Source organism: Pseudomonas sp. I3-I5 (genome assembly GCF_022699445.1).
Classification (GTDB): domain Bacteria; phylum Pseudomonadota; class Gammaproteobacteria; order Pseudomonadales; family Pseudomonadaceae; genus Aquipseudomonas; species Aquipseudomonas fulva.
On record NZ_CP093940.1, the window covers coordinates 3,103,327 to 3,130,160 of the forward strand.

At 62.6% G+C, this 26,834-nt stretch carries 29 protein-coding genes; 3 read left to right on the top strand and 26 right to left on the bottom strand.

From position 1 onward, the window contains the following. Positions 1-40: 40 nt before the first annotated feature. The 14 genes from MOP87_RS13730 to ccmA all read right to left on the bottom strand — a co-directional run bounded on the left by MOP87_RS13730 (position 41) and on the right by ccmA (position 11,305). Positions 41-703 (bottom strand): hypothetical protein, encoded by a 663-nt coding sequence (locus MOP87_RS13730; RefSeq protein ID WP_027915981.1) that lies wholly within the window; start codon positions 701-703, stop codon positions 41-43. Between the two features lie 176 nt (positions 704-879). After that, a complete protein-coding gene (locus MOP87_RS13735) occupies positions 880-1,218 on the bottom strand; it encodes an FKBP-type peptidyl-prolyl cis-trans isomerase (protein WP_059183763.1) in 339 nt (112 codons plus the stop codon). A gap of 105 nt (positions 1,219-1,323) precedes the next feature. Further along, positions 1,324-2,112, bottom strand: coding sequence for a PhzF family phenazine biosynthesis protein (locus MOP87_RS13740; RefSeq protein ID WP_049695636.1), 789 nt, complete (start codon positions 2,110-2,112; stop codon positions 1,324-1,326). Positions 2,113-2,163: 51 nt separating this feature from the next. Beyond that, positions 2,164-3,102 carry a 2-hydroxyacid dehydrogenase gene (locus MOP87_RS13745; RefSeq protein ID WP_027915978.1) on the bottom strand — a complete coding sequence of 313 codons (939 nt, stop codon included), beginning with the start codon at positions 3,100-3,102 and terminating at the stop codon, positions 2,164-2,166. An 859-nt stretch (positions 3,103-3,961) separates the two neighbouring features. Then, positions 3,962-4,384, bottom strand: a complete 423-nt coding sequence (locus tag MOP87_RS13750; RefSeq protein ID WP_059183762.1) for a hypothetical protein — start codon at positions 4,382-4,384, stop codon at positions 3,962-3,964. A gap of 11 nt (positions 4,385-4,395) precedes the next feature. Further along, on the bottom strand, positions 4,396-5,586 hold the full coding sequence (gene ccmI / locus MOP87_RS13755) for a c-type cytochrome biogenesis protein CcmI (RefSeq protein ID WP_242809650.1): 1,191 nt from the start codon (positions 5,584-5,586) through the stop codon (positions 4,396-4,398). Beyond that, positions 5,579-6,055, bottom strand: a complete 477-nt coding sequence (locus tag MOP87_RS13760) for a cytochrome c-type biogenesis protein (protein ID WP_242809652.1) — start codon at positions 6,053-6,055, stop codon at positions 5,579-5,581. The genes ccmI and MOP87_RS13760 overlap by 8 nt, the downstream gene beginning before the upstream one ends. Beyond that, on the bottom strand, positions 6,052-6,588 hold the full coding sequence (locus tag MOP87_RS13765; protein WP_023533963.1) for a DsbE family thiol:disulfide interchange protein: 537 nt from the start codon (positions 6,586-6,588) through the stop codon (positions 6,052-6,054). Before MOP87_RS13765 ends, MOP87_RS13760 begins: the two co-directional genes overlap by 4 nt. Continuing rightward, complete coding sequence (locus tag MOP87_RS13770; RefSeq protein ID WP_242810548.1) at positions 6,585-8,558, bottom strand: heme lyase CcmF/NrfE family subunit; 1,974 nt, start codon at positions 8,556-8,558, stop codon at positions 6,585-6,587. The genes MOP87_RS13765 and MOP87_RS13770 overlap by 4 nt, the downstream gene beginning before the upstream one ends. 11 nt (positions 8,559-8,569) lie before the next feature. Next, complete coding sequence (gene ccmE / locus MOP87_RS13775; protein WP_028687980.1) at positions 8,570-9,025, bottom strand: cytochrome c maturation protein CcmE; 456 nt, start codon at positions 9,023-9,025, stop codon at positions 8,570-8,572. Next, on the bottom strand, positions 9,022-9,198 hold the full coding sequence (gene ccmD, locus MOP87_RS13780; RefSeq protein ID WP_023533952.1) for a heme exporter protein CcmD: 177 nt from the start codon (positions 9,196-9,198) through the stop codon (positions 9,022-9,024). The genes ccmE and ccmD overlap by 4 nt, the downstream gene beginning before the upstream one ends. Beyond that, on the bottom strand, positions 9,195-9,962 hold the full coding sequence (locus MOP87_RS13785; RefSeq protein WP_197874223.1) for a heme ABC transporter permease: 768 nt from the start codon (positions 9,960-9,962) through the stop codon (positions 9,195-9,197). The genes ccmD and MOP87_RS13785 overlap by 4 nt, the downstream gene beginning before the upstream one ends. Positions 9,963-10,007: 45 nt before the next feature. After that, positions 10,008-10,676: a heme exporter protein CcmB gene (gene ccmB / locus MOP87_RS13790; RefSeq protein WP_049695734.1), complete on the bottom strand. Its 669-nt coding sequence runs from the start codon at positions 10,674-10,676 to the stop codon at positions 10,008-10,010. Beyond that, positions 10,673-11,305: a cytochrome c biogenesis heme-transporting ATPase CcmA gene (ccmA, locus tag MOP87_RS13795; RefSeq protein WP_049695633.1), complete on the bottom strand. Its 633-nt coding sequence runs from the start codon at positions 11,303-11,305 to the stop codon at positions 10,673-10,675. The genes ccmB and ccmA overlap by 4 nt, the downstream gene beginning before the upstream one ends. A 161-nt stretch (positions 11,306-11,466) precedes the next feature. On the opposite strand from ccmA, the gene MOP87_RS13800 reads away from it, so the two are divergent. From MOP87_RS13800 to MOP87_RS13810, 3 genes are all read left to right on the top strand, one after another. Further along, positions 11,467-13,017 carry a flagellar hook-length control protein FliK gene (locus MOP87_RS13800; RefSeq protein WP_242809654.1) on the top strand — a complete coding sequence of 517 codons (1,551 nt, stop codon included), beginning with the start codon at positions 11,467-11,469 and terminating at the stop codon, positions 13,015-13,017. After that, positions 13,014-13,346: an EscU/YscU/HrcU family type III secretion system export apparatus switch protein gene (locus MOP87_RS13805; RefSeq protein WP_027915968.1), complete on the top strand. Its 333-nt coding sequence runs from the start codon at positions 13,014-13,016 to the stop codon at positions 13,344-13,346. Before MOP87_RS13800 ends, MOP87_RS13805 begins: the two co-directional genes overlap by 4 nt. Before the next feature lie 73 nt (positions 13,347-13,419). After that, the gene (locus MOP87_RS13810) at positions 13,420-16,128 is read left to right on the top strand and encodes a DUF6543 domain-containing protein (protein ID WP_242809656.1); all 2,709 of its coding nucleotides are present in this window, start codon (positions 13,420-13,422) and stop codon (positions 16,126-16,128) included. Positions 16,129-16,160: 32 nt separating this feature from the next. On the opposite strand, the gene MOP87_RS13815 is transcribed toward MOP87_RS13810, so the two are convergent. From MOP87_RS13815 to fleN, 12 genes are all read right to left on the bottom strand, one after another. Next, on the bottom strand, positions 16,161-16,556 hold the full coding sequence (locus MOP87_RS13815; RefSeq protein WP_023533917.1) for a DUF2802 domain-containing protein: 396 nt from the start codon (positions 16,554-16,556) through the stop codon (positions 16,161-16,163). A 1-nt stretch (position 16,557) separates the two neighbouring features. Continuing rightward, positions 16,558-17,037: a chemotaxis protein CheW gene (locus MOP87_RS13820; RefSeq protein WP_003254393.1), complete on the bottom strand. Its 480-nt coding sequence runs from the start codon at positions 17,035-17,037 to the stop codon at positions 16,558-16,560. A 4-nt stretch (positions 17,038-17,041) separates the two neighbouring features. After that, the gene (locus MOP87_RS13825; protein WP_027915966.1) at positions 17,042-17,974 is read right to left on the bottom strand and encodes a CheW domain-containing protein; all 933 of its coding nucleotides are present in this window, start codon (positions 17,972-17,974) and stop codon (positions 17,042-17,044) included. Continuing rightward, complete coding sequence (locus MOP87_RS13830) at positions 17,974-18,762, bottom strand: ParA family protein (protein WP_028687985.1); 789 nt, start codon at positions 18,760-18,762, stop codon at positions 17,974-17,976. Before MOP87_RS13830 ends, MOP87_RS13825 begins: the two co-directional genes overlap by 1 nt. A gap of 136 nt (positions 18,763-18,898) precedes the next feature. Next, positions 18,899-19,756 carry a flagellar motor protein MotD gene (gene motD, locus MOP87_RS13835; protein WP_028687986.1) on the bottom strand — a complete coding sequence of 286 codons (858 nt, stop codon included), beginning with the start codon at positions 19,754-19,756 and terminating at the stop codon, positions 18,899-18,901. Positions 19,757-19,759: 3 nt separating this feature from the next. Further along, on the bottom strand, positions 19,760-20,500 hold the full coding sequence (locus tag MOP87_RS13840) for a flagellar motor protein (protein WP_027915963.1): 741 nt from the start codon (positions 20,498-20,500) through the stop codon (positions 19,760-19,762). Further along, positions 20,500-21,618, bottom strand: a complete 1,119-nt coding sequence (locus MOP87_RS13845; protein ID WP_027915962.1) for a chemotaxis response regulator protein-glutamate methylesterase — start codon at positions 21,616-21,618, stop codon at positions 20,500-20,502. The genes MOP87_RS13840 and MOP87_RS13845 overlap by 1 nt, the downstream gene beginning before the upstream one ends. A gap of 47 nt (positions 21,619-21,665) precedes the next feature. Next, entirely contained in the window at positions 21,666-23,897 is a 2,232-nt protein-coding gene (locus MOP87_RS13850; protein ID WP_242809657.1) for a chemotaxis protein CheA, read from the bottom strand. A 12-nt stretch (positions 23,898-23,909) separates the two neighbouring features. Beyond that, positions 23,910-24,698, bottom strand: coding sequence for a protein phosphatase CheZ (locus tag MOP87_RS13855; protein WP_023533920.1), 789 nt, complete (start codon positions 24,696-24,698; stop codon positions 23,910-23,912). A gap of 20 nt (positions 24,699-24,718) precedes the next feature. Further along, positions 24,719-25,093: a chemotaxis response regulator CheY gene (locus MOP87_RS13860; protein ID WP_161780420.1), complete on the bottom strand. Its 375-nt coding sequence runs from the start codon at positions 25,091-25,093 to the stop codon at positions 24,719-24,721. Between the two features lie 105 nt (positions 25,094-25,198). Next, positions 25,199-25,939 (bottom strand): RNA polymerase sigma factor FliA, encoded by a 741-nt coding sequence (fliA, locus tag MOP87_RS13865; RefSeq protein WP_023533945.1) that lies wholly within the window; start codon positions 25,937-25,939, stop codon positions 25,199-25,201. Further along, positions 25,936-26,769 carry a flagellar synthesis regulator FleN gene (gene fleN, locus MOP87_RS13870; protein ID WP_023533996.1) on the bottom strand — a complete coding sequence of 278 codons (834 nt, stop codon included), beginning with the start codon at positions 26,767-26,769 and terminating at the stop codon, positions 25,936-25,938. Before fleN ends, fliA begins: the two co-directional genes overlap by 4 nt. Between the last annotated feature and the right edge of the window lie 65 nt (positions 26,770-26,834).

Genomic DNA, 26,834 nt, shown 5'->3' on the forward strand with positions numbered 1-26,834 from the left:
TCATCCCTGTTCAGCATCCTGGCTCAACAGTACCAGCGGATCAGGTCGGGCAGCTATGCTCACCGTCATCGAGCCCCTGACGCACGTTGCGGCTGCGCAGGCTGGCCTTGCCATCGTGCCAGTCCAGGGTCAGGACATAGAGGGTGTCGAAGTCCCCATCCTGCCAATCTTCGGTGATGACATGCTCCTTGCCGACAGCCTTCTGGGCGACGGTATTGATCAGGTCCGGCAGGTAGCCGTGAGACCATGCCGTATAGATGGTCGCGTTACGGTACTTGTCGCTGAGCAGTTCGTCGGCCAGGTCATCGGTGTCGTTGGCGCTGTAGTCGATGTTGACCGGCAGGCCGAGGCGAATGGCACTGGGGCTGATGGTCATGAGCGGACGCAGGTAGCTGTAGCTTTGGTCATCAGCGCCCTCCTCCACGTGCCGGGACGGGTTGGCAGCAAACACGTAATCGGCCTTGCCGAAACGTTCGGGTAAAACCGTGGCCAGGTCCAGCGCGCGGTTCAGGCCCTGGCAGTTCAGCTGGCCCAGGCCTTCACCGGGTTTTTCGGCATGGCGCAGAAACACCAGGGTCTGGGTGCCATCCACCGGTTGCGCGCGGCTCTCGACGGCGTCCAGCGCCAGCGGTACGCCTACGGCGGTCAGGGCCAGGCCCAGCAACCAATGACGGCGACGATGCAGGTGTGGAATCAACTTCATCAATGCAGGCTCGTGTGACAAACGGGTCACCCGCGCATCGCCTGGACGGGCACAGGGCGCCTTTTGCAGTGAGTGCCTTCCTTGACGACGGGTTCGGTTCAGAGTGCCAATAGCCCGTTTTGTTCCCCGCTGCCAGGGTGCCAGGCGTCTGGCACAGGCATTACGGGGCTATCGTGTCAGTCATCGCGCGTCAGCACTTCGAGCAGCTCGATTTCGAACGCAAGGTCCGAATCAGGTGGGATAGAACCAACGCTACGCGCGCCATAACCCAGGTGCGCCGGCACCAACAGCTTGCGCTTGCCGCCAACGCGCATGCCCATGATGCCCTGGTCCCACCCCTTGATAACGCGCCCGGTACCGATCACGCATTGAAACGGCTTGCCGCGTGACCAGGAGGAGTCGAACTCGGTGCCATCGGCCAGCCACCCGGTGTATTGGGTCGTGATCAGCGCACCTTTGACGGCCGCCTTGCCCTCACCCTCGACCAGGTCGATGATTTGCAGTTCTTGGTTCATGCGCAGGCTCCAGCCGCTACGAAAATGCCGTTCTTTTCGCAGCATTGCCCGGATTTGGCAAGCCTTGGTGTCGGCCTGCGCATCGTCGGTGACGACAGGGTCGTCTTACAGGTAGACGGTACCGCGCATGAACAACGCCGCCCGCCCACTGATGATCACCCGGCCATTGCCCGGGAGCACGCAGCGAAGCTGGCCCTTGCGCGCACCGCCTTGCTCGCATTCAAGCGACTGCTTGCCTAGCCGTTGTGCCCAGATCGGTGCGAGCGAGGTATGGGCCGAACCGGTCACCGGGTCTTCATTGACCCCCACGCGTGGCCCGAACCAGCGCGTCACGAAGTCGAACCCACGCCCCGGCGCCGTTACGGCGATACCGCGCACGTCAAAGCCAGCCAGCTCGACGAAATCTGGCGTGAGGGTATCGAGCAACTCAGGGTCATCGACCACCACCACGTAGTCATCGCTGCGATACACCGCCTGCGCCTGGCGCAGGCCCAATGCTTGCAGCAGACCGGCTGGCACTGGCTGGGCCTCAGGTTGGCGGGCAGGGAAATCCATGGCCAACAGGCCGTCCGCTTGCCGTGTTACCCGCAGTTCACCGCTGCGGGTATTGAAGCGCAGCACCTGCGCCGGTTCTTTGAGGTGTTCGAACAGCACGTAGGCCGAGGCCAGGGTGGCGTGACCGCACAAGTCCACTTCCACGGTGGGCGTGAACCAGCGCAGGTCGAACACATCGCCGTTGCGCACGAAATACGCCGTTTCCGAAAGGTTGTTTTCCTCGGCGATGCGCTGCAGCACGGCATCGGGCAGCCACTGATCGAGCGGGATGACCGCGGCCGGATTACCGCCGAAGGGTTCGGCACTGAAGGCGTCGACCTGGAAGATTTCGAGTTGCATCAATACGCTCCTTGTTGCCTGCCCTTGTGCAGGCTATTGGCGGTGTGGGGCCTAATGAAGCACCGGTGTCAGCACTGGCTTGCCGGCGAAAAAGGCATCGAGGTTACGCAGGACCAACGTCACCGTGGCTTCTGCCGCCTCTGGCGATTGCCCGGCGACATGGGGCGTCAATACCGTGTTCGGAAGCGACTTGAGGGTGTCGGGAACATCAGGTTCCTCGTCGAACACGTCCAGGGCCGCACCGGCCAATTGACCGCTCTGCAGTGCCTGGGTCAGGGCCTGGGTATCGACGACGCTGGCCCGAGCGATGTTGACCAGGTAGCCCTGGGGGCCGAGCGCCTTCAGCACCTGTGCATTCACCAGGTGGCGAGTGTCGGCGCCGCCGGGTGTGGCGACCACGAGAATATCGACTGCCTCGGCCAGGGCCGGGACGCTGTCATGGCCGGTGTAGGGCAACGCCGGTCGTGGTGTTCGGTTGTAGTAGCTCACGGGCATGTCGAACCCCTGGTGTGCGCGCTTGGCAATGGCCTGGCCAACGGCGCCCATGCCCAGAATGCCCAGGCGTTTACCTGTGACCGATGGGCTGATCACGCGCTGCCATTGGCCAGCGCGGGTACTGGCGTCGGCTTGCGGGATGTTGCGCAGCAGTGCCAGGAGCATGGCCATGGCGTGATCGGCCACGGCGTCGGCGTTGGCGCCGGCGCCGTTGGTGACGGTGATGTGGCGGGCACGGGCGGCTTGCAGGTCGACCTGCTCATAGCCGGCGCCGATGACGCAGATGATCTGCAGGTTGGGCAGTGCGTCGATTTCCTTGGCTGTCAGGCCGAGGGGGCCGCGGGTGAGGACGGCGTCGATGCGAGGGCCGTTTTGCTCGATGGCCTGGGTGCGCAGGTCGGGGGTCTGGGCGAGGATGAGGTGGTAGCCGGCGTTTGTCAGCAGGGGGAGGTAGGTGTCTACGGTTTCGACCAGGACCAGGATTGTCTTGTGCATGATGCCTCCGGGTGGGTTGGGGATTATGCGGAGGGGGTGGGTGGTGGAGTCAATGGGTATTATGGGTGGGGGCTGTATGGGAGGCGGGAGTGGGATTTGGGGGCGGGCGCTTTGTAATTAGCTTGATCTTGAATTGGACTCTGCGGCTTTTGGACTTTGAACTTTGGACTTGGGACTTGGGACTTGGGACTTGGGACTTTGAACCTGGGACTTGGGGCTCAGGTCTTTGAGGCTGGAGTTGGATTGTTAGCATGGGCATTTATATTGAGTAGGTATTCATTGGCTAGGGTGGCGCACAGTCACCCTTCCGCCCTTACGGCGGCTCACTTTTTGTCTTGTCAAAAAGTAAGCAAAAACCGCCTGCTCCTATCATCCGGCCCCTACGCTGCGCTCCGGGGTTCCCTCGCTCCGGGCTTGCTCCCGGGAGGACCGCGCTGCAGGCCCCATCCTGGGGCCCAGCGCTTGACAGGCATCCATGCCTGTCACCTCCCTCCGCAAGCCCTGCGCTCGGCCTCCTGAAGTCGCGATCTGCGGGGTCTGAACTACCGCGCGCTTAGAAGCAAGATCAAGATCAAGATCAAGATCAAGATCAAGATCAAGATCAAGATCAAGATCAAGATCAAGAGCGGCTATTTCAATGGACTGGCGCTCTTTGGGATGAAGTGTCTTGGGTACCAAGCATTCATTTTGCTCATTGCGGTGCAACTGCTTTGCACAATATTACAAGGCAATCCCATTTCATGTAGGAGCGGTCTTGTGCCGCGATGGGCCGCGCAGCGGCCCCAGGTTGTCGGTTAGAACGCCTATATAACTAAGGCTGCTGTGCGTCGTATCGCGGCCGGCCGGGTGTCGAAAAAAACTACTGCCCAAAAGCCCGCCCCAGCCCCCCAGGCACACCACTGCTGTCGGTCTGCTGCCACGGTCCATCCGGGCTCACCGACCAGCTCCAGCCATTGTCGAACCGGTAATACGTTCGCTGGCGATAGAAGGTATTGGGCTTCTTGTCCAACACATACACGCCCAACTTGGGGTCCCAATGGCTCGCCCCGCCCGGCGGCGGCGCAAAGCTTGCCGAGGTGCGCGGCACTGGCTTGGCTGGCGGTGCAGGCTTGCTCCCAGGCCCTGCAGGCTGCCCACCCGGCAGCGGCGTGACCACCGGGCCCTTGGGCGGCAGCCGTTCGATCGGTGGTTCAGGCTCAGGCTGCGAAGAAGGCCCATGCACCGTACAGGCCGACAAACCCAGCGCCAGGGTGATCAGGGTGAGGCGTACCGTCGCGTGCATAGGAAACTCTCTTACGAATCAGGGCTGTCGATGATCAGGCGCTGCTGGGCCTGGGTCGTATTGGGCAAAGGCGCGCTCTGGCCAACCCACTCACCACGGGTCGGCTGCCCATCCTTGGAAACACGCGCAACCAGTTGGACTTCGGCGAAATCGGACAGTTTCATCTGCGCCATCATCGCATCCGCATCTGAAAGCTCGACCTCGATCGGCAATTGCGCCACCGTCACCCGCTTGGCGGCAAGCGGCACGGGCGGGCCACTGCTGGCGCGGGCGAAAATGAAGACGGTGTCCTGTGCCTTTACCTTGTCCCGCAAAGCCGGCGCCAATTCCACCCGCACCTTCAAACGCACCGCAGCAGGTGCCGGCACCTGAGCGGTCTGAGTGCCCAACCGCTCGGCCGCACGGTCAATGCCACCCTGCAATGCAGCGCGCGAAGCATCTCCTTGCGGCAACTGCGCCAACAACCGCTTCCAGTACGCGATAGCCTCCTGATAGCGCTCACCTTCAAACGCCGCAATTCCACGCAGGCCCAGGCTGGTGACCTCGTTGGGGTCGGCTTTGAGCGCTTCGTCAGTCAATGCCTGCAGTTGCGCACTCCAGCGCTTGTCGGCCGCGAAATACAGGGCCTGGGCCCACTGGCCCAGTAACTCGGGCTGGCGACCGGCCATGGCCACTGCGCGCTCGAACGTGCGGGCCGCCTCGGCAGGGCGTTGTTCGGCCATGTAGGCACGGCCCAGGAAGTACACCGCCTCGGCTGAATCAGGTTGTGCCTGGACCACTCGCTCCAGACGTGCCGTCATCTCTTCCATCGACTTCGGTGCCTGGGCAAATTCCTGGGTCAGGGCCACTTTGTCCGCCGCACCGAAGTGCAGGTACAGCCCTAACGCCAGCAGCGGCACCAGGACGGCTGCCAGCAACGGCAAGGCCTTGCCCAATTGACGCTGCCTGGCGGGTTCGGCGCCCTCGGTGTCGGCCAGCAACTCCCGGGCGGCTTCATCGCGGCCCTGACTCAATTGCAGGTCATCGAGCACACCCGATGCTTGCTGCGCGGCCAGCGCGTCGATACGTTCCTGATAGAGCGCCACGTTGAGCGCTGTTCGGTCTTGCTCCTGCTGGCGGCGATGGCCACGCAGGATCGGGATCAGCAGAAAGCTGAGGGCCGCGAGCAGCAACAAGCCCGCGCTAAGCCAGAATTCAGTCATGGGTACGTTCTTTTTCCAGCAGGTTGGCCAGCCGTGCGCGCTCCTCGGCTGACAATTCATCAGTGCCTTGCACGGACGCCAGGCGACGACGCCGTACAATCATCGCCAATACGGCAAACCCGCCGGCCAGCAGAATGCCCGGGCCGAACCAGAGCAACCAGGTCCGGCCGCTCAGCGCCGGCTTGTAGCGCACGAAGTCGCCATAACGGTCCACCATGAAGTCGACGATTTGCTGGTTGCTCTTGCCCTCCCCCAGCATGCGGAATATTTCCCGGCGCAGGTCAGCCGCAATGGGTGCGTTGGAGTCGGCGATATCCTGGTTCTGACACTTGGGGCAGCGCAATTCCTTGGTCAGTTGTTGGTAACGCTCACGCTCGGCCTGGTCACGAAACTGGTAGGTATCGATGGCGGCCTTGGCTACCCCACCCACGCACAGGCTCAAGGCCAGGGCTGCGAACCAGCGCTTCATGGTGTCGCCTCGTCGAGCAGCGCCTGGTAGCGTGGCGCCAACTGTTCTCGCCAAACGCTGGCGTCGACCACGCCCACATGCTTGTACCGAATCACGCCATCGCCATCGATCAGGAACGTCTCCGGCGCACCGTACACACCCAGGTCCAGACCTAGGCTGCCCTGCTCGTCGCTGATGTCGAGCAGGTAGGGGTTGTGGAACTCGGTCAGCCACTTCTGCGCTGCGGCGTTGTCGTCCTTGTAGTTGACCCCGTAGATGACCACACCCTGGGAAGCCAGCTGGTTGAGATAAGGATGCTCGACTTTGCACGACGCACACCAGGTGGCCCAGACGTTGACCAGCGCAGGCCGGCCCTGCAGGTCTGCCTGGGTAAGCGTACGGTCGCCCTGGGTGGAAGCCAGCGAAAAGACCGGGAACGGTTTGCCGATCATTGCCGAGGGCAATTCATCGGGCTTGAGAAACAAACCCTTGTACAGGAACACCGCCACCAGCAGGAACACCGCCAGGGGCACCACCATCAACCAACGTTTCATGCAACTGCTCCAGACACGCCCAGGGCCTCACGCACCCGGGACTTGACCTTGACGCGGTAGCGCCGGTCGAGGGCCGCCAGCAATCCGCCCAGGCCCGTCAACAGACCGCCCAGCCAGATCCAGCGAACAAAGGGCTTGATATGCACACGCACCGCCCAGGCACCGTTTTCCAAAGGCTCCCCGAGGGCCACGTACAGGTCGCGGGTAAAGCCTGCGTCGATCCCGGCCTCGGTCATCATCGACTGCTGCACGGTATACAAGCGTTTCTCCGGGTGCAGGGTGGCCACAAGACGACCCTCGCGGCTGACCACCACTGTGCCCTTGTCGGAAATGAAGTTGGGCCCTTCGAAGTGCCTGGCGCCCTGGAACAGGAAGTGATAACCGCCCAGCTCCACGCTTTCGCCCGGGGCCATTCGCAGATCACGCTCGGCGCTATTGTTGCTCGACAGCACCACCCCGAGGGCACACACCGCAAGCCCCAGGTGAGCGACCTGCATCCCCCAGTAACTGCGCCCCAGCCCAGGCAGCCCCTTTAGCAGCCCTTTGTGGCGCGTCTTGTCGAACACATCGCGCAGCCCTCCGAGCACCACCCAGGCAGCCAGAGCGAACGTGGTCAGTACCTGCCAGTCGAAATCGTCGACGATCAGACCCGCCACCGGGGCCAGCACTGCGCTGCCGACGAGGACCGGCGTCATCATGCCCAGCAGCCACTTGCCAGGCGTATCCTTCCACCGCACCACTACCCCTACCCCCAGCACCAGCATCAACAGTGCCATCAGCGGCAGGAACAGGGCATCGAAATAAGGCGGGCCTACCGAAAGCTTGGCGCCGGTCAGGGCGTCGAGCACCAGCGGGTACAAGGTGCCTAGCAGGATCATCGACGCTGCAACCACCAGAACCAGATTGTTCGCCAGCAGCAGGGTTTCGCGCGACCACAGGGCGAACCCCACCTGGCTCTTGACCACCGGCGCACGCAGGGCGAACAGGGTCAGCGAGCCGCCGACCACGAACAGCAGGAAGAACAGAATGAAAATGCCGCGCGAGGGGTCGGCGGCAAAGGCATGCACAGAGGTGAGCACCCCGGAACGCACCAGGAACGTCCCTAGCAGGCTCAGTGAGAACGCAGCGATGGCCAACAGAACGGTCCAGCTTTTGAACACCCCGCGCTTCTCTGTCACCGCCAGGGAGTGGATCAGCGCCGTCCCTACCAGCCAGGGCATGAACGATGCGTTTTCCACCGGGTCCCAGAACCACCAGCCACCCCAGCCCAGTTCGTAGTACGCCCACCAGGAACCCAGGGTGATACCCACGCCCAGGAAGGCCCAGGCTACCAGGGTCCAGGGCCGCGACCACCGGGCCCAGGCGGCATCCAGACGCCCGCCGAGCAAGGCGGCGATGGCAAAGGCGAAGGCGACCGAAAAGCCGACATAGCCCATGTACAGCATTGGCGGATGCACGATCAGGCCAATGTCCTGCAGCAGCGGGTTGAGGTCACGGCCATCGACAGGCACCTGAGGCAGCAGGCGCTGGAACGGGTTGGAGGTGATGATCAAAAAGCTCAGAAAGCCCACGCTGATCATGCCCATGACCGCCAGCACCCGGGCGAGCATCACCTGGGGCAATTGCCGCGAGAACACCGACACGGCAAAGGTCCAGCCCCCCAGAATCAGCGCCCAGAGCAGCAGGGAGCCTTCATGCGCCCCCCAGACTGCGCTGAACTTGTAGTACCAGGGTAATGCGCTGTTCGAGTTGCTGGCCACGTAGGCAACCGAAAAGTTGTCGGTCATGAAGGCGTGGGTCAGGCACGCGAACGCGAACGTCAGGAAGGCGAACTGCCCCCAGGCTGCGGGCCGCGCCAGGCTCATCCACAAGCTGTCACCACGCCACGCCCCGAGCAGCGGCAGGCTGGCCTGCACCGCAGCGAAACAGATGGCCAGAATCATCGACAGTTGACCGAGTTCAGGTATCACCAGCGCTGCGTTCATGGCCGCGCCCCCGTCTGGGCTGACGCCTGGCCGCTTTCCTTCAGCGCCTTGCTGACTTCAGGAGGCATGTACTTTTCGTCATGCTTGGCCAGCACTTCGTCGGCCACCACCACGCCGTCGCCGTTGAGCTTGCCCAAGGCCACGATGCCCTGCCCTTCACGGAACAGGTCCGGAAGGATGCCGCGGTACGTGATGGGCACGGACTTGTTGAAATCGGTGACCACGAAACGCACGTCCAGCGAGTCGGAGGAACGTTGCACCGAGCCCTGTTCGACCATGCCGCCAGCGCGGATACGCGTGTCCAGCGGAGCCTCGCCATTGGCGATCTGGGTGGGGGTGTAGAACAGGTTGATGTTCTGTTGCAAGGCAGTGAGGGCAAAGCCCACGGCAACCCCCACGCCGACCAGCAGACCGATGATGAGCAACAGGCGTTTCTTGCGCTGCGGATTCACTGCGTTTTCTCCCGGCGCAAGCGGCGCGCCTCTTCTTGCAGGTAACGGCGCCGGGCCAGCACCGGTACGGCGACGTTGAGCGCCAGCACAGCGGCGCAGATGCCGTAGGCCGACCACACATAAAGGCCGTGATGACCCATGGCGATAAAGTCGCCGAAACTGGCGAAACTCATGGCACGGCCCTCCCACCCAGGCTGTTCGATACCTCTTCCTTCACCCAACTGGCACGCGCCTCGCGCTTGAGCACCTCAAGGCGCATGCGCATCAGAAGCACCGCGCCGAAAAAGCAGTAGAAGCCCAGCACCGTGCACAACAGCGGCAACCACATGTCGGCGGGCATTGCGGGCTTTTCGGTCAGGGTGAAGGTGGCGCCCTGATGCAGCGTGTTCCACCACTGGACCGAATACTTGATGATGGGGATGTTCACCACCCCAACGATGGCCAGCACGGCGCAGGCTTTCGCCGAGCTGTCACGATTACTGATTGCCTGGCCCAGCGCAATGATGCCGAAGTACAGGAACAAGAGGATGAGCATCGAGGTAAGGCGCGCATCCCACACCCACCAGCTGCCCCAGGTTGGCTTGCCCCAGATGGCCCCGGTCACCAGCGCCACGGCGGTCATCCAGGCGCCGATGGGGGCAGCGCATTGCAGGGCGACATCGGCCAGCTTCATCTTCCACACCAGCCCCACCACACCGGCCACCGCCAGCAGGACATAACAGGACTGCGCCAGCATCGCTGCCGGGACATGGATATAGATGATGCGAAAGCTGTTGCCCTGCTGGTAGTCCTGGGGCGCAAAGACCAGCCCCCAGACCGTGCCAACCACTAGCAATACAACGGCAGCGATGGACAGCCAGGGCAACATGCGCCCGCTAATGGCGTAGAACCATTTCGGAGAGCCCAGCTTGTGAAACCACGTCCAGCTCATTTTCATCAGGGTGCATCCAGGGTATTGGCCAGGCTTCAAAGCCCAGGCTCGTTATTCGCCGACGCTGATTTTCAGGCCGGCGGCGATCGCAAAGGGTGCCAGGGTCACGGCCAGGGCCGTCAGGCTGGCGAGCCAGAGCAGGTGGCCAGTGGCGGGCATATTCTGCAACGCCGCCTGCAAGGCACCACTGCCCAGGATCAATACAGGGATATACAACGGCAGGATCAGCAACGCCAGCAACAAACCGCCGCGCTTGAGGCCGACGGTCAGCGCGGCGCCCACCGCGCCCAACAGGCTCAATACCGGCGTACCCAGCAACAGCGAGCCCAGTAGCACAGGCAGGCAATGCCCAGGCAAGCCGAGCATCAGCGCCAGCAAAGGTGACAGCAACACCAGCGCAAGCCCGGAGAACAACCAGTGCGCCAGCACCTTGGCCAACACCATCAGTGCCAGCGGATGCGGCGAGAGCACCCACTGCTCCAGTGAACCGTCTTCGAAATCGCTGCGAAACAGGCCATCGAGCGATAACAACACCGCCAGCAATGCGGCCACCCACACCAGCCCCGGGGACAGGTTCTGCAACATCTGGGTCTGCGCGCCAACCGCCAAGGGGAACAAGGCCACCACGATGGCGAAGAACACCAGAGGGTTGGCAAGCTCCGCAGGACGGCGGAACAGCAACCGCGCCTCGCGCCGCAACAACAGGGTGAAGACGCTCATGCTGCCCATTGCCCCAGGTTGAGTTCTCGGTAGCCCGCAGGCGTGTGGGACAAGGTGTGGTGGGTGGTCAGCACCACGGTGCCACCGTGTTCGCAATGGCTGGCCAAGTGGGCCTCCAGGTCCGCGACACCCTGTTTGTCCAGGGCAGTGAACGGTTCGTCCAGGATCCACAACGGCGCAGCTGCCAAGTGCAGGCGCGCCAGGGCCACGCGGCGTTGCTGCCCTGCCGACAAAGTATGGCAGGGCACGTCCTCGAAACCACGCAGCCCAACGGCAGCCAGGGCCTGCCAGATCTGTTCGCGGCTGGCTGGACGGTGCAGCGCGCACAGCCAGGTCAGGTTCTCTTCGGCCGTGAGCAGTTCCTTGATGCCCGCAGCATGGCCAATCCACACAAGGATGCTGGCCAACGCATGCCGCTGTTCATCCAGCGGACGGCCACCGAGCAGGATCTGACCGGCGGTCGGCTGCATCAGGCCAGCCAGCAGGCGCAGCAGGCTGGTCTTGCCGCTGCCGTTGGGGCCGCTGATCTGTAGCATGTCGCCGGGTCGCAGCTCGAAGGCAAGGTGCTCGAACAGCAGACGCCAGTCGCGCTCGCAGGCCAGGCCCACGGCTTGAAGATGAAGGGTCACGGTTTCGCCTTATCGTTCTAGGGTTCGGGTGACGGTGCCCGGAGCCCTGCCACTCAAGTCGCCCGATGCGCTGCCGTTACAGTGGCAACTACGGGCGGGCGGCATTATTACATGCACAGCCCTGCTGCCAAGAGGCTGAGCGCCTAAGGTTGTATACAATCATGACTGAAATCAATAGTCTCGGCCCGCAAACCGTCACTGGAGCCCAAGCGATCAAGGCTGCCATGACCGGCGAATTGCTGCGCCTCACCCAGGCTCAACCGGGTTTGCTGAGCCCTGGGGAGACGGCGCAGGCCGAGGTGGTTGCCATGCGCCAGACTGGCCAGGAGTTCCAGTTGGTGTTGCGCTTGCTGCAAGCCAACGGTCTGCAGACTCAACTGCAAGCCAGCGCCAGCCAGCCTTTGCCCCAGGGCAGCCAAGTGACCGTCAGCCAACCCGAAGCCGGGCGTCTGGCCATTTTGCTGCAGCAGGCCAGCGCTAGCCAAACCGCAACCCTCACCCGCCTGGATACTACGCAGGTACCGGTCGGTACCCTGGTGCAGGGTAAGGTCATGACCAACCAACTACTCCCTGAAGTACCGGGTCAGCCTGCAAGCTATCGCGCGCTGGTGAGCCTTCTCAATACCGCCCAAGCCGGTGCCGTGCTGGCCGTGGACAGCCCCCGGCCGTTGGCAATCGGCAGTCTGCTCAGTGCAAGCGTACAGGGCGACCAGTCGCTGCAGTTCGTCCCCCTGGCCGGCAGGCAGGATCAATTGGGCATCGCCCAGCACCTTGGCAGCCAGCAGAATCGTCAGGCGTCGCTGCCGGGCCTGCTGGCCGGTTTGCAACAGGTGGCACGCGACGCCGGGACTGACAGCGCGCTGCGCACGACCGTCGAACGATTGCTTGGCGCGCTGCCGACGGTCCAGCAACTGGGGGATGCCAAAGCCGTTGCTCAGGCGTTGCTCAACAGCGGCGCCTTTCTCGAGGCCAAGTTGATGACAGGGACGACAGCCACGCTGGCCACTGACCTCAAGGCAAACATGCTGCAATTGATCAACCAGATCAGTGCCAGTAGCGCCCTCGGCCCACCAGCGGCGAGCGTGGCCGCGGCCATGCCCGCCCTGGTCCGAAACGCCCTGGGCATGCTGGAGCGGGTAAGCCCCAAACCCCAGCCCGGCGCGTTCCCCCTCCCCTCCAGGTTATTGCAGGCGATGGAAGAAGAAGGGGACCTGGAACAGCTGCTGCGCCTGGCAGCGGCCGCCGTCTCTCGCCTGCAAAGCCACGCCATGAGCAGCCTGCAGCAAAGCGGCACGCTGGAAAACGGCAACCTGCAGACCACTTGGCAGACCGAAGTGCCCATTCGCCATGGACAGGATTTCGTGCCCTTGCAAATCAAGCTTCAGCGCGAAGAGACACCTCAGCAGCAAGCCGACCGCGAGCGTGAGGCGCCTGAAACGCTGCAACCGTTGTGGCGTATCGAGCTGGCTTTCGATCTGCCGCCGCTCGGGCCGCTTCAAGTCCAGGCCCAGCTGACACAGGGCCGTCTGAACGGCCAGCTGTGGGCCGAGCGCGAACAGACCGCCCGCCTGATCGAAGGGCAGCTTGGCGCGCTGCGTGAGCGCCTGCTGGCCCGCGGTCTGCTGGTCGATGATCTGCACTGCTACCCCGGCAGGCCTGCACAAGGCTCACGTACCAGGGTCGAACAACGTTGGGTAGATGAAAACGCATGAGTAACCCTAACCCGCGTCAGGCCGTGGCGCTGAGCTACGACGGGCAGCAGGCGCCGACACTGAGCGCCAAAGGTGACGATGAGTTGGCAGACGCCATCCTGGCCCTGGCCCGCGAACATGAAGTGCCCATTTATGAAAACCCTGAGCTGGTTCGTTTACTGGCGCGTCTTGAACTGGGCGAGCAGATCCCTGAGGCGCTGTATCTGACCATCGCCGAAGTCATCGCTTTCGCCTGGCAGCTGCGCGGCAAAGTACCACCGGGCTTCGAGGACACCCCGGCTGAGCCGAGGGACATTACCCCGGCGCACTTGCGTTTGCCTGAAGGGTAGTAGTTGGCTACGACCCAAAACTGCAGGCGCATCGACACTGTATCGGCTCTATCCACTACATGAGTCGATAACCATGGCTACTACCTTCGTCAACTCAGTCGGCCAACGGTACGTGCGTAATCACCTGCGCAACATACCGCGCCCAGATCGCCAGGCCGCCGCTGCTATACGCGAGTGGGCTCAGCGGCAAGGCCATGACCTGGATCCGGATCAGACGGATGTCGTCACCTTGCACTACCGGGGCGATGAGGCCGTCGTGATGCAACGGCTTTCGCTGACCCAGGCAGTGCTGTCGAACTGGCAGGGGGAAACCTGCAAGAATCTGTTGGGGCAGCTGCTTCCTGGCGAGTGGGCAGGTCACATGCCATCGCGCCCGTTCAAAATCGTCAACCGCCTGCCCGAGAATAGCGTGCTGGACAACAGACCTGCCTATTCGGTCTTCAATGGGCTGTTCCGCAGAACCCAACCCGCACGCTACGACAGCTCGACCCACCTGCCCATCGACGTCGAAGCCATGCAGCACGCCATCTGGGAGCTGGATTTTCACACCCGTTTCGTCGCCATGCTCGACGATTACTGGCACAACGCCCGTGACAGCCACCAGCAATGCCTGCAAATCGGCTTCGTAGCGGCTTGCAACAAGCAAGTGCAAGAGGGCTCGCTCAGCGACACGGCGCGCCAGATGCTCTGGGAAGCGGCAGGCCTGGCGCCTCGCGCTACCAGTCTCAGAATCCGGGCGCTCAATGTCTATGGCTACACAGCCACCGACCTGATCGCAATCGCTGACCAGCACAGGCGCGGGGTGGTGCTGTACCTTCCAGGTAATGCCTCGCCTTTCCATGAGTTCGCAAGCCTGGACAGCATGAAAGACTGGTTTGGTGACCAGTGCCGCGTTGCAGAGAAGCGTGAGGCACTGCGCCGATATTTCCGGCTAGCCGATACGCCAGACGGGCTGGACTTCAGCGGCTTGGATACGGCGCTCGAGGGGTTAGGCGCCTATCCTGCCGTTTATCATCGATCGCCCAATCGTTCCGGTTTCACAACCGATGGTCAGTGGCCGCCGCGGCAATACGTCTACTACAAGACCAAACAGTACAGCCCGTCGATCAAGGATGACTTGTTTGCCGTGCTTACTGAGCGTCAGCGCGTGCGCAGTTACGCCGATGCGGACTTCATCATCACCAGTGACCAAGCCGTGACCAAGGCAAAATGGCGAGGCTATGTGCTCGCCTCGATCAATTTACTGGCACCGCTGGCGATCGTGATTCCTGCCCTGGCACCTATGCTTGCGTTGGCAGGCGCCGCTCAGTTTGGCCTGGGCCTGGATCAGGCCATCAATGGCAAGACACTGGAGGACAAAGCGCAGGGCGTCAGCAACACGGTTTACGGACTGTTCAATGCCCTCCCCCTGGTTGGCGAGGCCACGACGCGCGCAACAGAAGTGTTCTGCGCACAACGCTCGCGCTTCTTCACGCCCATCCGTTTGAACGACCAATTGGGCTACCCGCTGAGCCCGATAAACCCACCGCATTTTTCCGAGCCGGAGATCGGTGATTTCTTCGGCGATGCGCTGCAGCCCGTGCCGGCTGACGATAGCCCGGTCGCGCGCTCCATCATCCGAATACCTGTCAGTGAGCAGGGACCCGCGCAGCTGCAAGGGGAAATCGGCGGTTACAACGCAAACGTGCTGTACGACAGTGAACACGATGCTTTCATCGTCGATGATGCAGTCAACGATGTGGACCCAACCTACTACCAGGTGACCCCGGGCCGTCGTGGCCTTACCCCAGTGGATATCACGACGCGCCCGGTTACCGACGAAATGCGCACGGCAACGCTCAGGGGCCTTGGTATTGATCTGCCATTACCGCTCGATATCCCTGCCGTCGACCACTCGGCGGCTCAGCCTATTCCCAAAACCATTTCCAGCCTATGGGTAGGCAACAAGATCATCGCGCCTGAGCTTGTAGACAACTTGGCCGCCAACGCAGAGCGCCTGAGCAACAGCAATTACAGTTACCGCCTGTACTTGTCCAAGGCAGAACCCCAGGCCTTTGAAGCCAATCGGCAACTGCTCAATGAACGCGCGCCCAGGCTTGAAGTGCTGCCTTTAGAGGAGCAGCCGTTCTATGCGCACTTCACTGAAAGCGTGAATTTCGAGCAATACCAGCATGCCACCAGCGATCCTGGGGCCAATTACGCTTCGGCATCGGACATCTTGCGCTATTCAATGCTCGACAGTTTGGGGGGCATCTACATGGATGTCGACGATTCGCTGCTACCCCATCCCGAGGCACCGCAGGACCCTGCTCGCGCCGCTATCGAAACCGTCGAACTGGCCACGACACAGGACGGTTTCATCCTGGGTGACCCTACAAACAACGATACGCTCGGCATGCACTGCCACTACAACACCAACATGATTGGCACTCATCCTTCAAACCCCAACCTGCAGGCGATCAGCGATCTCATGCACGAACGCTACCAGGCCATGCCAGACTTTTATCAGCACAGGCCCATCACCGGCACTGCCGGTTTCAAGGCGTATGCCAGACGCCTGAATCACTTGACGGGCCCCGCAGTGCTCAATGATGTGATCGATCAGCACTTACCCCGGCTCTACCGCTTGCGCCAACTCACCAACCTGCACACATTGCCACAGACCAAACCGCTGTTTCTGACCATTGGCAAGACGCAGGCGGTAAAGGCGGCGATTACCCACGACTTGGCACTGGGCAATGTTGCACAAGTGGGCAACTACCATTCGTGGGGCAAACCTTGAAACGCACAGGGCGACTGGCGCCGCCCTGATGTTCAGTCGTTGCGATGCAGCTTGCTCATCAGCTCGGCCTCGGCCTGGGTCAGGCCGCAGGTTTCGGTGAGTTCCGACACGCTAGCGCCCATGCCGACCAGCCGTGCAGCCTGGGTGAAGGTGACGCTGCTCGGGTCACGCTGCTCCAGCCGTTCCAGCCGGTCGGGCAGCGTGGCCACCGCACCGCGCAGCTCATGGATGGCGTCGCCCATGCGCACGGTGACGTTCTGGTAGTCATCGAGCCGCTTGCCGAGGTCCTTGATACGCTGGTCGCGCAAGGCATCGCCAATGGCCTGCTGCGCAGCCAGCTCGCGCTGACGCTTGGTGTAGTTCAGGAAGAACCACAGGCTCAAGGCCCACAGCAGGGCCAGTAAGATGACGCCGACCTCGAAAATCAAGTCAGATGTTCTCCAGTTCCGACCACTCTTCCTCGGTCATCATCTTGTCCAGCTCGACCAGAATCAGTAATTCGCCATTCTTGTTGCACACGCCCTGGATGAACTTGGCCGATTCTTCGTTGCCGACGTTGGGCGCGGTTTCGATCTCGGACTGGCGCAGGTACACCACCTCGGCGACGCTATCGACCAGAATGCCGACCACTTGCTTGTCAGCTTCGATGATGACGATGCGGGTGTTGTCGGTGACCTCGGTTGGCATCAGCCCGAAGCGCTGGCGCGTGTCGATCACGGTCACCACGTTGCCGCGCAGGTTGATGATACCCAGCACATAGCTGGGCGCACCCGGCACCGGGGCGATTTCCGTGTAGCGCAGCACTTCTTGTACCTGCATCACGTTGATGCCGTAGGACTCGTTGTCCAGACGGAAGGTAACCCACTGCAGGATCGGATCTTCAGAACCTTGTGCGGACGACTTTTTCATTCCCCTACCCCTTGAAATCCGCCTTTGGCGGTGTGTTCGGTGTGATGTGCTGTTTGGCGTGCAACTGCTTGACGGCGCCGCTGGCGATCAACTCGGCCAGCTCCGCCACGTCCAGCAGTGCACACATGTGTTCAATGACCGTGCCGGCCAGCCACGGCCGCTGGCCCCGCTGGCTACGCCACTTGATCTCGGACGGGTCCAGGCGCAGCGAGCGGCTGACCTGATGCACAGCCAGCCCCCACTCGTAGCCCTGGACAGAAATGACGTATTGCAGGCCCTGGCGGAAATCATCGCGGTAGCGGTCAGGCATGACCCAGCGCGCGGTGTCGAGCACCTTGAGGTTGCCAGCCTGGCAGGTGAGGATGCCCAGGAACCACTCGGGCTGCCCGAACAGCGGCGTCAGCTCGCGGTCGGCCAAGGTGTAGATCGAGCCCAGGCACACCAGCGGCACGGCCAAGGTCAGGCCGGCCACATCGAACAGCAGGCACTCGAACGGCTCGGCAGCCCAGGCCGGGCGCCCATCGACGGTGGCCGGCGGTACGGGCACATCCGGTGCAGGCAGGTGGACGTCCACCAGGGGCATTGCCGGCTCCACAGCCGGGGTATCAGTCAAGACCGGGATGCTGGCCTCGGCCACCACTGCCTGTTCCACCACCGCCACCACGGGCGGCTGCACAGGTATGACGCTAGGCAACACCGCAAGCCTGGGCTCGGCGAACGGCCGCTCAGGTGCGGGCGGCGCCGGTTGTGCCTGCGTGGCCTGGCCAGGCTGACGCGCATCGCGGGCCTGCTCCTGGCGCACCGCCAGGGCGAAGTCATCTGCCGCGCCTGGCGGTGGCGGCGTCTCCAAGGGCTCGGTGGCTTCCTGGAGCAGACCGTCAAGATAGGACTGCAGGGCCAACTGGGGCTTGCTGCTCACTTGCCGTGTTTGTGTCATCAGGCCACCTGCGCCGCGGGCTTGTAGGTCAACAAGTGCTTGAGCAGCGCCCGATAGGCCACCAGCCCTCGGCTCTTGTTGTCGAATTGCGACGGCGTGACGCCCTTGCGGCTGGCATCGCGCAGCCGCGTGTCCACGGGAATGTAGCCCTGCCATACCTGTTCGCCGTAGGCATCGCGCAGCAACTTGAGCGTTCCCAGGGACGCCTGGGTACGTCGGTCGAACAACGTCGGCACGATCTGGTAAGGCAGCGCCTGGCGCCGGGAGCGGTTGATCATGGCAAGGGTGCCGACCATGCGCTCAAGTCCCTTGACGGCCAGGAACTCGGTCTGCACCGGGATGACCAGTTGCTGGCTGGCCGCCAGCGCATTGACCATCAACACCCCTAGCAAAGGGGGGCTGTCGATCAATGCGAAGTCGAAGTCTTGCCACAACTGCGCCAGACTCTTGGCGATGACCAGCCCCAAACCGTTCTGACCGGGCGATTGACGCTCCAGCACAGCAAGGGCAGTGCTAGAGGGAAGCAATGAAATGCGCTCGTCACTGGTTGGCAACAGCAACTGCCCCGGCAGCCCGTCCGGAACGCTGCCCTTGTGCAGGAACAGGTCGTAGCAGCTGTGCTCCAGCGCATCGGGATTATGCCCGAAATAGCTGGTCATCGACCCATGCGGATCAAGATCGACAACGATTACACGCTTGCCGGCGTCGGCCAGAAGGCCAGCCAGGGCGATGGTGGTGGTGGTCTTGCCGACGCCACCTTTTTGATTGGCTACTGCCCAGACTCTCATCAGGCAAACTCTGTCCGTGGGTGAGGCAGGGCGCGTGGTGTGCCCGCTGCCTTGCTGGAAAATGAAAGGCGTGGATGGCTGTCGGTCAGGCGCCGTGCATGGACATCCGCCAATGGGGCGACAGAGAATTGACGAGTCACTGGCCTGCCACCGCTGCTGAGCTTGCCGGTGCACTTTGTGTGCCAGCCCGGCGCAGTGCAGCATCAGGCGTGGCATTGGCAGCACCGGTACTGGTCAGGCTGCGGCGCACCTCAAGGTTGCGGGATATCACCAGTACCACGCGCCGGTTACGGGCCCGGCCCTCGGGGGTATCATTGCCCGTCACGGGCTGATACTCGCCGTAGCCCACCGAGGCCATACGCCCAGGGTTCACGCCGCCCATGGCCAACAGCCTGACGATACTGGCGGCACGGGCCGAGGAAAGCTCCCAATTGGTCGGGTATTGCGCCGTACGGATAGGCTGGTTATCGGTGAAGCCTTCGACGTGAACCGGGTTGGCGAAAGGCTTGAGAATGGCCGCCACCTTGTCGATGATGGCGAATGCATTGTCACTGGGCATGGCATCGCCACTGCCGAACAGCAACGAGGAATTGAGCTCGATCTCGATCCACAGCTCGTTACCCCGGATCGTCATCTGATCACCCTTGATGAGGTCACCAAAGGCGTCGCGCACTTCATCGGCGATGGTCTTGAGCGGGTCGTTGCTGGCGGCCGTCAGGCCAGCGTCGGACTGCTCGCTGTCCTTGACCAAGGGCTGGGCAGGTCGCACGGTCAGCGGGCGCTCATCCCCGATGGGAATGGGCCTCATGCTGCGCTCAGGGTCGTTGAACACGCCCAACAAGGCTTGGGACACCACCTTGTACTTGCCCTCGTTGACCGAGGAAATCGAATACATCACCACGAAAAAGGCGAACAGCAAGGTGATGAAGTCGGCGTAGGATACCAGCCAGCGTTCGTGGTTTTCCGGCTCCTCGGCATGACGGCGACGACGCATGGGCTACTCCATGAAGCCTTGCAGCTTCAGCTCGATCGAGCGCGGGTTCTCGCCTTCGGCAATGGACAGCAGGCCTTCGAGGAGCATTTCCCGGTAACGCGACTGGCGCAGCACCAGCGCCTTGAGCTTGTTGGCGATGGGTAACAGGATCAGGTTGGCGCTGGCGACCCCGTAGATGGTCGCCACGAAGGCAACGGCGATGCCGTTGCCCAGTTGCGCCGGGTCGGCCAGGTTGCCCATGACGTGAATCAGCCCCATCACCGCGCCGATGATTCCGATGGTCGGAGCGTACCCGCCCATGCTCTCGAAGACTTTGGCAGCCTGCAGGTCACGGCCCTCCTGGGTCAGGAAATCCACTTCGAGGATACTGCGAATGGCTTCGGGCTCGGCGCCGTCGACCAGCAACTGCAAGCCCTTGCGCGCGTAAGGGTCAGGCTCGCCATCGGCTACCCCTTCCAGCCCGAGCAGGCCTTCCTTGCGCGCCGTGAGGCTCCAGTTCACCACGCGATCGACCCCACCCGGCAGATCGACGCGCGGTGGAAACAGGATCCAGCGCAGGATCTGCAAGGCCCGCTTGAACGAGGAGAGCGGCGATTGCAGCAAGGCTGCCGCCAGGGTACCGCCCAATACGATCAGCGCTGCCGGCCCATTGATCAAGGCGCCCACATGGCCGCCTTCGAGGAAGTTACCGCCCACGATGGCGACAAAAGCCAGGATCAGGCCAATCAGGCTGAGCACGTCCATCAGACGCACGCCTCCACCAGGTGCCGGCCAATATCGTCGAGGCTGTACACCGCATCGGCTAGGTTGGCCTTGACGATCGCCATGGGCATGCCATAAATCACGCAGCTGGCTTCATCCTGTGCCCACACCGTGCTGCCACCCTGCTTGAGCAGGCGCGCCCCTTCCCGGCCGTCCGCGCCCATGCCCGTCAGTACCACGGACAACACCTTGTCGCCATAGGACTTGGCTGCCGAGCCAAAGGTAATGTCCACGCAGGGCTTGTAGTTGAGCCGCTCGTCACCGGGCAGAATCTTCACGGTTCCACGGCCATCGATCATCATCTGTTTGCCACCGGGGGCCAACAGCGCCAGCCCGGGGCGCAGAATGTCGCCATCTTCGGCTTCCTTGACGCTGATCCGGCACAGCTTGTCCAGGCGCTCTGCAAAGGCCTTGGTGAAGGCTGCCGGCATGTGCTGGATGAGCACGATCGGCGCCGGGAAATTGCCTGGCAATTGCGTGAGCACACGCTGCAAGGCCACCGGTCCCCCGGTCGAGGTGCCGATAGCAACGAGCTTGTAAGGCTTGCGCTTGGGCGCAGGCGAATGGGCGGCCGCCGGCCTGACGGGGGCTGTGGTGCTGCGCACCGGTGCCGGCGCTGCAGCGCTGGTGGCTGTTGTGGGCGTCGGCGCAGGGGCAGCAGCGGGCGCGACCGCCGGGCGGGCGTAACTGGCCATGCGGCGATTGCTTCGCGACAGGGTATGCACCTTCTCGCACAGCATCTGCTTGACCTTCTCGGGGTTGCGCGAGATGTCTTCGAAATTCTTCGGCAGGTAGTCCACCGCCCCGGCATCGAGCGCATCGAGCGTGACCCGAGCGCCTTCATGGGTGAGCGATGAGAACATCAGCACAGGTGTCGGGCACCTTTGCATGATGTGCCGCACCGCCGTGATGCCATCCATCATGGGCATCTCGTAGTCCATGGTGATCACATCGGGCTTGAGCGCAAGCGCCTGGTCGATCGCTTCCTTGCCGTTGGTTGCAGTGCCCACTACCTGGATCGTCGAGTCCCCCGAGAGGATTTCCGAGACGCGGCGGCGGAAGAAACCGGAATCATCCACCACCAGGACCTTGACTGCCATAAACACTCCGTTAGGCGGCGCCCCCGGCCAAGGGGGCGCCACCGAGATCAAATACGCCGCGCGGCGTAACGCTTGAGCATGCTCGGGACGTCGAGAATCAGCGCAATGCGACCGTCGCCGGTGATGGTGGCCCCGGACATCCCCGGGGTGCCTTGCAACATCTTGCCCAGAGGCTTGATTACCACTTCTTCCTGGCCCACCAGTTGATCGACGACAAAGCCGATGCGCTGGGTGCCGACCGACAGGATCACCACGTGACCTTCGTGTTGTTCTTCATGCACCTGGCCCTGGACCAGCCAGCGCTTGAGGTAGAACAGCGGTAACGCCTTGTCCCGCACGATCACCACTTCCTGGCCATCGACCACGTTGGTGCGCGACAGGTCCAGGTGGAAGATCTCGTTGACGTTGACCAACGGGAAGGCGAACGCCTGGTTGCCCAGCATCACCATCAGGGTGGGCATGATCGCCAGGGTCAACGGGACCTTGATGACGATCTTCGAGCCCTGCCCCTTGGCCGAGTAGATGTTGATCGAGCCATTGAGCTGGGAGATCTTGGTCTTGACCACGTCCATGCCCACGCCCCGCCCGGAGACGTCGGAAATCTCGGTCTTGGTGGAAAAGCCCGGGGCGAAGATCAGGTTGTAGCAGTCCGACTCACTCAGGCGGTCGGCGGCGTCCTTGTCCATCAGGCCCTTTTCCACGGCCTTGGCACGCAGTACGTTCGGGTCCATGCCTTTGCCGTCGTCGGAGATCGACAGCAGGATATGGTCGCCTTCTTGCTCGGCAGACAATACGACACGCCCGGTGCGCGCCTTGCCCGCGGCCTCGCGCTCATCGGGCATTTCCACCCCATGGTCCACGGCGTTGCGCACCAAGTGCACCAGCGGGTCGGCCAGCGCCTCGACCAGGTTCTTGTCCAGGTCGGTTTCTTCGCCCACCAGTTCAAGGTTGATCTCTTTCTTCAACTGCCGCGCCAGGTCACGTACCAGGCGCGGGAAGCGGCCGAACACTTTCTTGATCGGCTGCATGCGCGTCTTCATCACCGCCGTCTGCAAGTCGGCGGTGACCACGTCGAGGTTCGACACGGCCTTGGACATGGCTTCATCGCCGCTGTTCAGGCCCAGGCGTACCAGACGGTTACGCACCAGCACCAGTTCGCCGACCATGTTCATGATCTCGTCCAGGCGCGCGGTATCGACCCTGACGGTCGTTTCCGCTTCGCTGACCGCGTGCTTGTCGGCACTCGCCGCTGGCGCCCGCGGGGCCGCGGCAGGCTTGGGCGCTGCAACCGGTGCCGCCGCGCCAGCAGGACGGGCGACCGCCGGCGCCTCGGCCCTGGCTGGGGCTGCGGCCTGAACACTGGCAGGTGCATCGACGGCAGCCACGTCGCCATTGAACTTGCCCTTGCCATGCAGCTGGTCCAGCAACGCCTCGAACTCGTGCTCACTGATATCGTCGCCAGGGATGGCAGATGTTTGTTCGACAGGCGCCGCCGCCTTGGCTGCGGGCAAGGCATCGGCCTTGAACGTGCCTTTACCATGCAACTGATCCAGCAGCGACTCGAACTCGGCGTCGGTAATTTCATCGCTGGCCGGCTCGGCAGTGGCAGCCACCGGCTGGGCCGTCACTTCGGCACTGAACTGGCCCTTGCCATGCAACTGGTCGAGCAGCGACTCGAATTCGGCATCGGTGATGTCGTCACCCTGGCCGCTGACCGGCTCGGCAGGCATCTGCTCGGCCGCCGCCTGGGCTTTGACTGCGTCGAGCGAATCGAGCAGTTGCTCGAACTCGCTGTCGGTGATGTCAGCTTCGGTAGCTTGCGCAGCCTGCTGCACGGGCGCAGGTTCAACCGGCACGGGCACAGCCGGTGCCGGGGCCGCTTCGGCGCTGCCGGGCTCTGCCAGACGCGCCAGGGCTGCCAGCAGTTCGGGCGTGGCCGGTGTGACCTCGCTGCGCTCACGCACCTGGGCGAACATGCCGTTGACGGCATCCAGTGCTTCGAGCACCACATCCATCAGTTCTGCATCGACCCGGCGCTCACCTTTGCGCAGCACGTCGAACACGTTCTCGGCGATATGGCAGCACTCCACCAGCTCATTGAGCTGGAGGAAGCCGGCGCCCCCTTTTACAGTGTGGAAACCGCGAAAAATTGCATTGAGCAAGTCGGCATCGTCAGGGCGGCTTTCAAGCTCGACCAGCTGCTCGGACAATTGCTCAAGTATTTCACCGGCTTCTACCAGGAAATCCTGAAGGATTTCTTCATCGGCGCCGAAGCTCATCAAAGGTGCTCCTTAAAAACCCAGGCTGGATAGCAGATCATCGACATCGTCCTGACCGGACACGACGTCTTCACGCTTATCGGCATGAATCTGCGGACCTTCACCCCGAGTCGGATGTTTTTCTCGATCTTTTTCTGCGCGCAACTGATCCTGGTCATGCTGGATGCCTGCAAAGCGGTCGACCTGGCTGGCCATCATCACCAGTTTCAGCAGGTTGCTTTCCACTTCGGTCACCAACGCCGTGACGCGCTTGATCACCTGCCCGGTCAGGTCCTGGTAATCCTGGGCCAGCAGGATGTCGTTGAGATGGCCAGCCACCTTGCGGTTACCTTCGGCGCTGTGCGCCAAGAAACCGTCGACGCGCTTGGCCAGGTCGCGAAACTCCGTGGCGTTCACTTCCCGGCGCATGAAGCGCTGCCAATCGGCACTCAGCGCTTTGGCTTCGCTGGCCAGGTCGTTGAGCACAGGCGTGCTTTCCTCGACCAGGTCCATGGTGCGGTTTGCCGCCCCTTCGGTGAGCTTGACCACATAGGACAGGCGTTCGGTGGCGTCGGTAATCTGCGACACCTCTTCGGCCTGGGGTATGGTCGGGTCGATCTGGAAACTGACGATGGCGCTGTGCAGTTCGCGGGTCAGCTTGCCCACTTCCTGGTACAGCCCCCGATCGCGGGTCTGGTTCAACTCGTGAATGAGTTGCACCGCCTCGCCGAACCGTCCGCGCTCCAGGCTTTCGACCAACTCCTGGGCATGCTTTTTGAGGGTCGATTCGAACTCGCCCAATGACGTGTGTGATGAACTCATGGCGCGCCCCCTGACGTGACTCAGCCGTTGACGCGTTCGAAGATCTTCTCGATCTTTTCTTTGAGCACCTGGGCGGTGAACGGCTTGACCACATAGCCATTCACGCCTGCCTGGGCGGCCTCGATGATCTGGTCGCGCTTGGCTTCCGCGGTCACCATCAACACCGGCAAGCTCTTGAGCTTGTCGCTGGCGCGCACTTTGCGCAGCAGGTCGATACCGGACATGCCCGGCATGTTCCAGTCAGTTACCAGAAAATCGTAATGGCCATTTTCGAGCATGGGCAGCGCCGTCATGCCGTCATCGGCTTCGCTGGTGTTGGTGAAGCCCAGGTCACGCAGCAGGTTCTTGATGATGCGCCGCATCGTCGAAAAGTCGTCGACGATGAGGATTTTCATGTTTTTGTCCAATTAGACCTCCAAGCAGTCTCAAACGCGCTCGGCCCCGAGCGCGCACTCAATCGATTCGGTACAACGTGGAAAACGGCAACGACGGCGGCGGGCTCAACGGGCCCGCCATTCCCCCAGGCGGCTGCGCAGGCGCGCGGCGCATTGGCTGTGCAACTGGCTGACCCGCGACTCGCTGACCCCCAAGACCTCACCGATCTCCTTCAGGTTCAGTTCCTCGTCGTAGTACAGCGCCAGCACCAGGCGCTCACGCTCCGGCAGGTTGGCGATGGCCTCGGTCAACGCGACCTGGAACCGCTCTTCCTCCAACCCACGGGCAGGCTCGGCCTGGCCGCTAACGCCGTCCTCATGCAAGCCTTCGTGCTCGCCGTCCTGCAACAGGTCGTCGAAGCTGAACAGGCGGCTGCCCAGTGTGTCGTTGAGAATCCCGTAATAATCATCGAGGCTCAACTTGAGTTCGGCAGCAACTTCATGATCTTTAGCGTCGCGGCCGGTTTTGGCTTCTACCGCGCGCATGGCGTCGCTGACCATGCGGGTGTTGCGGTGCACCGAACGCGGCGCCCAGTCGCCTTTGCGCACCTCGTCGAGCATGGCGCCGCGAATGCGGATGCCGGCATAGGTCTCGAAGCTGGCGCCCTTGCTGGCGTCATACTTGTTGGCGACCTCGAGCAGACCGATCATGCCCGCCTGGATCAGGTCCTCGACCTGCACGTTGGCAGGCAGTCGCGCAAGCAGGTGATAGGCGATGCGCTTGACCAGCGGGGCATAGCGCTCGATCAGCTCATATTGCGCGTCCTTCGAGGCGCGGCTGTACATCTTGAAGCCGCTGGCGCTCATGACATCGAACCTGCACTGGTCGGCTGCACCAGGCGTTCGACGAAGAACTCCAGGTGGCCACGGGGGTTGGCAGGCAGCGGCCAGCTGTCGACCTTCTGCGCAATGGCCTTGAAGGCCAAGGCGCATTTGGAGCGCGGGAACGCCTCGTACACGGCACGCTGTTTCTGCACCGCCTTGCGCACGCATTCGTCGTAAGGCACGGCGCCCACGTACTGAAGCGCCACATCCAGGAAGCGGTCGGTGACCTTGGTCAGCTTGGCAAACAGGTTGCGCCCTTCCTGAGGGCTCTGGGCCATATTGGCCAGCACCCGGAAGCGATTCATGCCGTAATCGCGGTTGAGCAGCTTGATCAGCGCGTAGGCATCGGTGATCGAGGTCGGCTCATCGCACACCACCAGCAGCACTTCCTGAGCCGCGCGCACGAAGCTGACCACCGAATCGCCGATGCCGGCCGCAGTATCAATCACCAGCACATCGAGGTTGTCGCCGACTTCGCTGAACGCCTGGATCAGACCCGCATGCTGGGCAGGCGCAAGGTGCACCATGCTCTGGGTGCCCGAAGCGGCCGGGACGATGCGCACACCGCCCGGGCCCTGCAGCATCACATCGCGCAGTTCGCAACGCCCCTCGATGACATCGGCCAGCGTGCGCTTGGGCGCAAGGCCCAGCAACACATCGACATTGGCCAGGCCCAGGTCGGCGTCGAGCAGCATGACCCTGCGGCCCAGCTCGGCCAACGCCAGAGACAGGTTCACTGAAACATTTGTCTTGCCGACGCCACCTTTGCCACCGGTCACGGCGATCACCTGTACGGGATGCATGCTACCCATGTCTGTTCTTTACCTTGTCTCGCTGGGACTCATGCCACACGAAGGGCAATGCTGCGTACCCCTTG

Excerpts from the sequence above, each read along its gene's own strand:
- MOP87_RS13730 (WP_027915981.1), bottom strand. The coding sequence starts at position 703 with ATGAAGTTGATTCCACACCTGCATCGTCGCCGTCATTGGTTGCTGGGC.
- MOP87_RS13735 (WP_059183763.1), bottom strand. The coding sequence starts at position 1,218 with ATGAACCAAGAACTGCAAATCATCGACCTGGTCGAGGGTGAGGGCAAG.
- MOP87_RS13740 (WP_049695636.1), bottom strand. The coding sequence starts at position 2,112 with ATGCAACTCGAAATCTTCCAGGTCGACGCCTTCAGTGCCGAACCCTTC.
- MOP87_RS13745 (WP_027915978.1), bottom strand. The coding sequence starts at position 3,102 with ATGCACAAGACAATCCTGGTCCTGGTCGAAACCGTAGACACCTACCTC.
- MOP87_RS13750 (WP_059183762.1), bottom strand. The coding sequence starts at position 4,384 with ATGCACGCGACGGTACGCCTCACCCTGATCACCCTGGCGCTGGGTTTG.
- ccmI (WP_242809650.1), bottom strand. The coding sequence starts at position 5,586 with ATGACTGAATTCTGGCTTAGCGCGGGCTTGTTGCTGCTCGCGGCCCTC.
- MOP87_RS13760 (WP_242809652.1), bottom strand. The coding sequence starts at position 6,055 with ATGAAGCGCTGGTTCGCAGCCCTGGCCTTGAGCCTGTGCGTGGGTGGG.
- MOP87_RS13765 (WP_023533963.1), bottom strand. The coding sequence starts at position 6,588 with ATGAAACGTTGGTTGATGGTGGTGCCCCTGGCGGTGTTCCTGCTGGTG.
- ccmD (WP_023533952.1), bottom strand. The coding sequence starts at position 9,198 with ATGAGTTTCGCCAGTTTCGGCGACTTTATCGCCATGGGTCATCACGGC.
- MOP87_RS13785 (WP_197874223.1), bottom strand. The coding sequence starts at position 9,962 with ATGAAAATGAGCTGGACGTGGTTTCACAAGCTGGGCTCTCCGAAATGG.
- ccmB (WP_049695734.1), bottom strand. The coding sequence starts at position 10,676 with ATGAGCGTCTTCACCCTGTTGTTGCGGCGCGAGGCGCGGTTGCTGTTC.
- MOP87_RS13800 (WP_242809654.1), top strand. The coding sequence starts at position 11,467 with ATGACTGAAATCAATAGTCTCGGCCCGCAAACCGTCACTGGAGCCCAA.
- MOP87_RS13805 (WP_027915968.1), top strand. The coding sequence starts at position 13,014 with ATGAGTAACCCTAACCCGCGTCAGGCCGTGGCGCTGAGCTACGACGGG.
- MOP87_RS13810 (WP_242809656.1), top strand. The coding sequence starts at position 13,420 with ATGGCTACTACCTTCGTCAACTCAGTCGGCCAACGGTACGTGCGTAAT.
- MOP87_RS13820 (WP_003254393.1), bottom strand. The coding sequence starts at position 17,037 with ATGAAAAAGTCGTCCGCACAAGGTTCTGAAGATCCGATCCTGCAGTGG.
- MOP87_RS13825 (WP_027915966.1), bottom strand. The coding sequence starts at position 17,974 with ATGACACAAACACGGCAAGTGAGCAGCAAGCCCCAGTTGGCCCTGCAG.
- MOP87_RS13830 (WP_028687985.1), bottom strand. The coding sequence starts at position 18,762 with ATGAGAGTCTGGGCAGTAGCCAATCAAAAAGGTGGCGTCGGCAAGACC.
- motD (WP_028687986.1), bottom strand. The coding sequence starts at position 19,756 with ATGCGTCGTCGCCGTCATGCCGAGGAGCCGGAAAACCACGAACGCTGG.
- MOP87_RS13840 (WP_027915963.1), bottom strand. The coding sequence starts at position 20,500 with ATGGACGTGCTCAGCCTGATTGGCCTGATCCTGGCTTTTGTCGCCATC.
- MOP87_RS13845 (WP_027915962.1), bottom strand. The coding sequence starts at position 21,618 with ATGGCAGTCAAGGTCCTGGTGGTGGATGATTCCGGTTTCTTCCGCCGC.
- MOP87_RS13850 (WP_242809657.1), bottom strand. The coding sequence starts at position 23,897 with ATGAGCTTCGGCGCCGATGAAGAAATCCTTCAGGATTTCCTGGTAGAA.
- MOP87_RS13855 (WP_023533920.1), bottom strand. The coding sequence starts at position 24,698 with ATGAGTTCATCACACACGTCATTGGGCGAGTTCGAATCGACCCTCAAA.
- MOP87_RS13860 (WP_161780420.1), bottom strand. The coding sequence starts at position 25,093 with ATGAAAATCCTCATCGTCGACGACTTTTCGACGATGCGGCGCATCATC.
- fliA (WP_023533945.1), bottom strand. The coding sequence starts at position 25,939 with ATGAGCGCCAGCGGCTTCAAGATGTACAGCCGCGCCTCGAAGGACGCG.
- fleN (WP_023533996.1), bottom strand. The coding sequence starts at position 26,769 with ATGGGTAGCATGCATCCCGTACAGGTGATCGCCGTGACCGGTGGCAAA.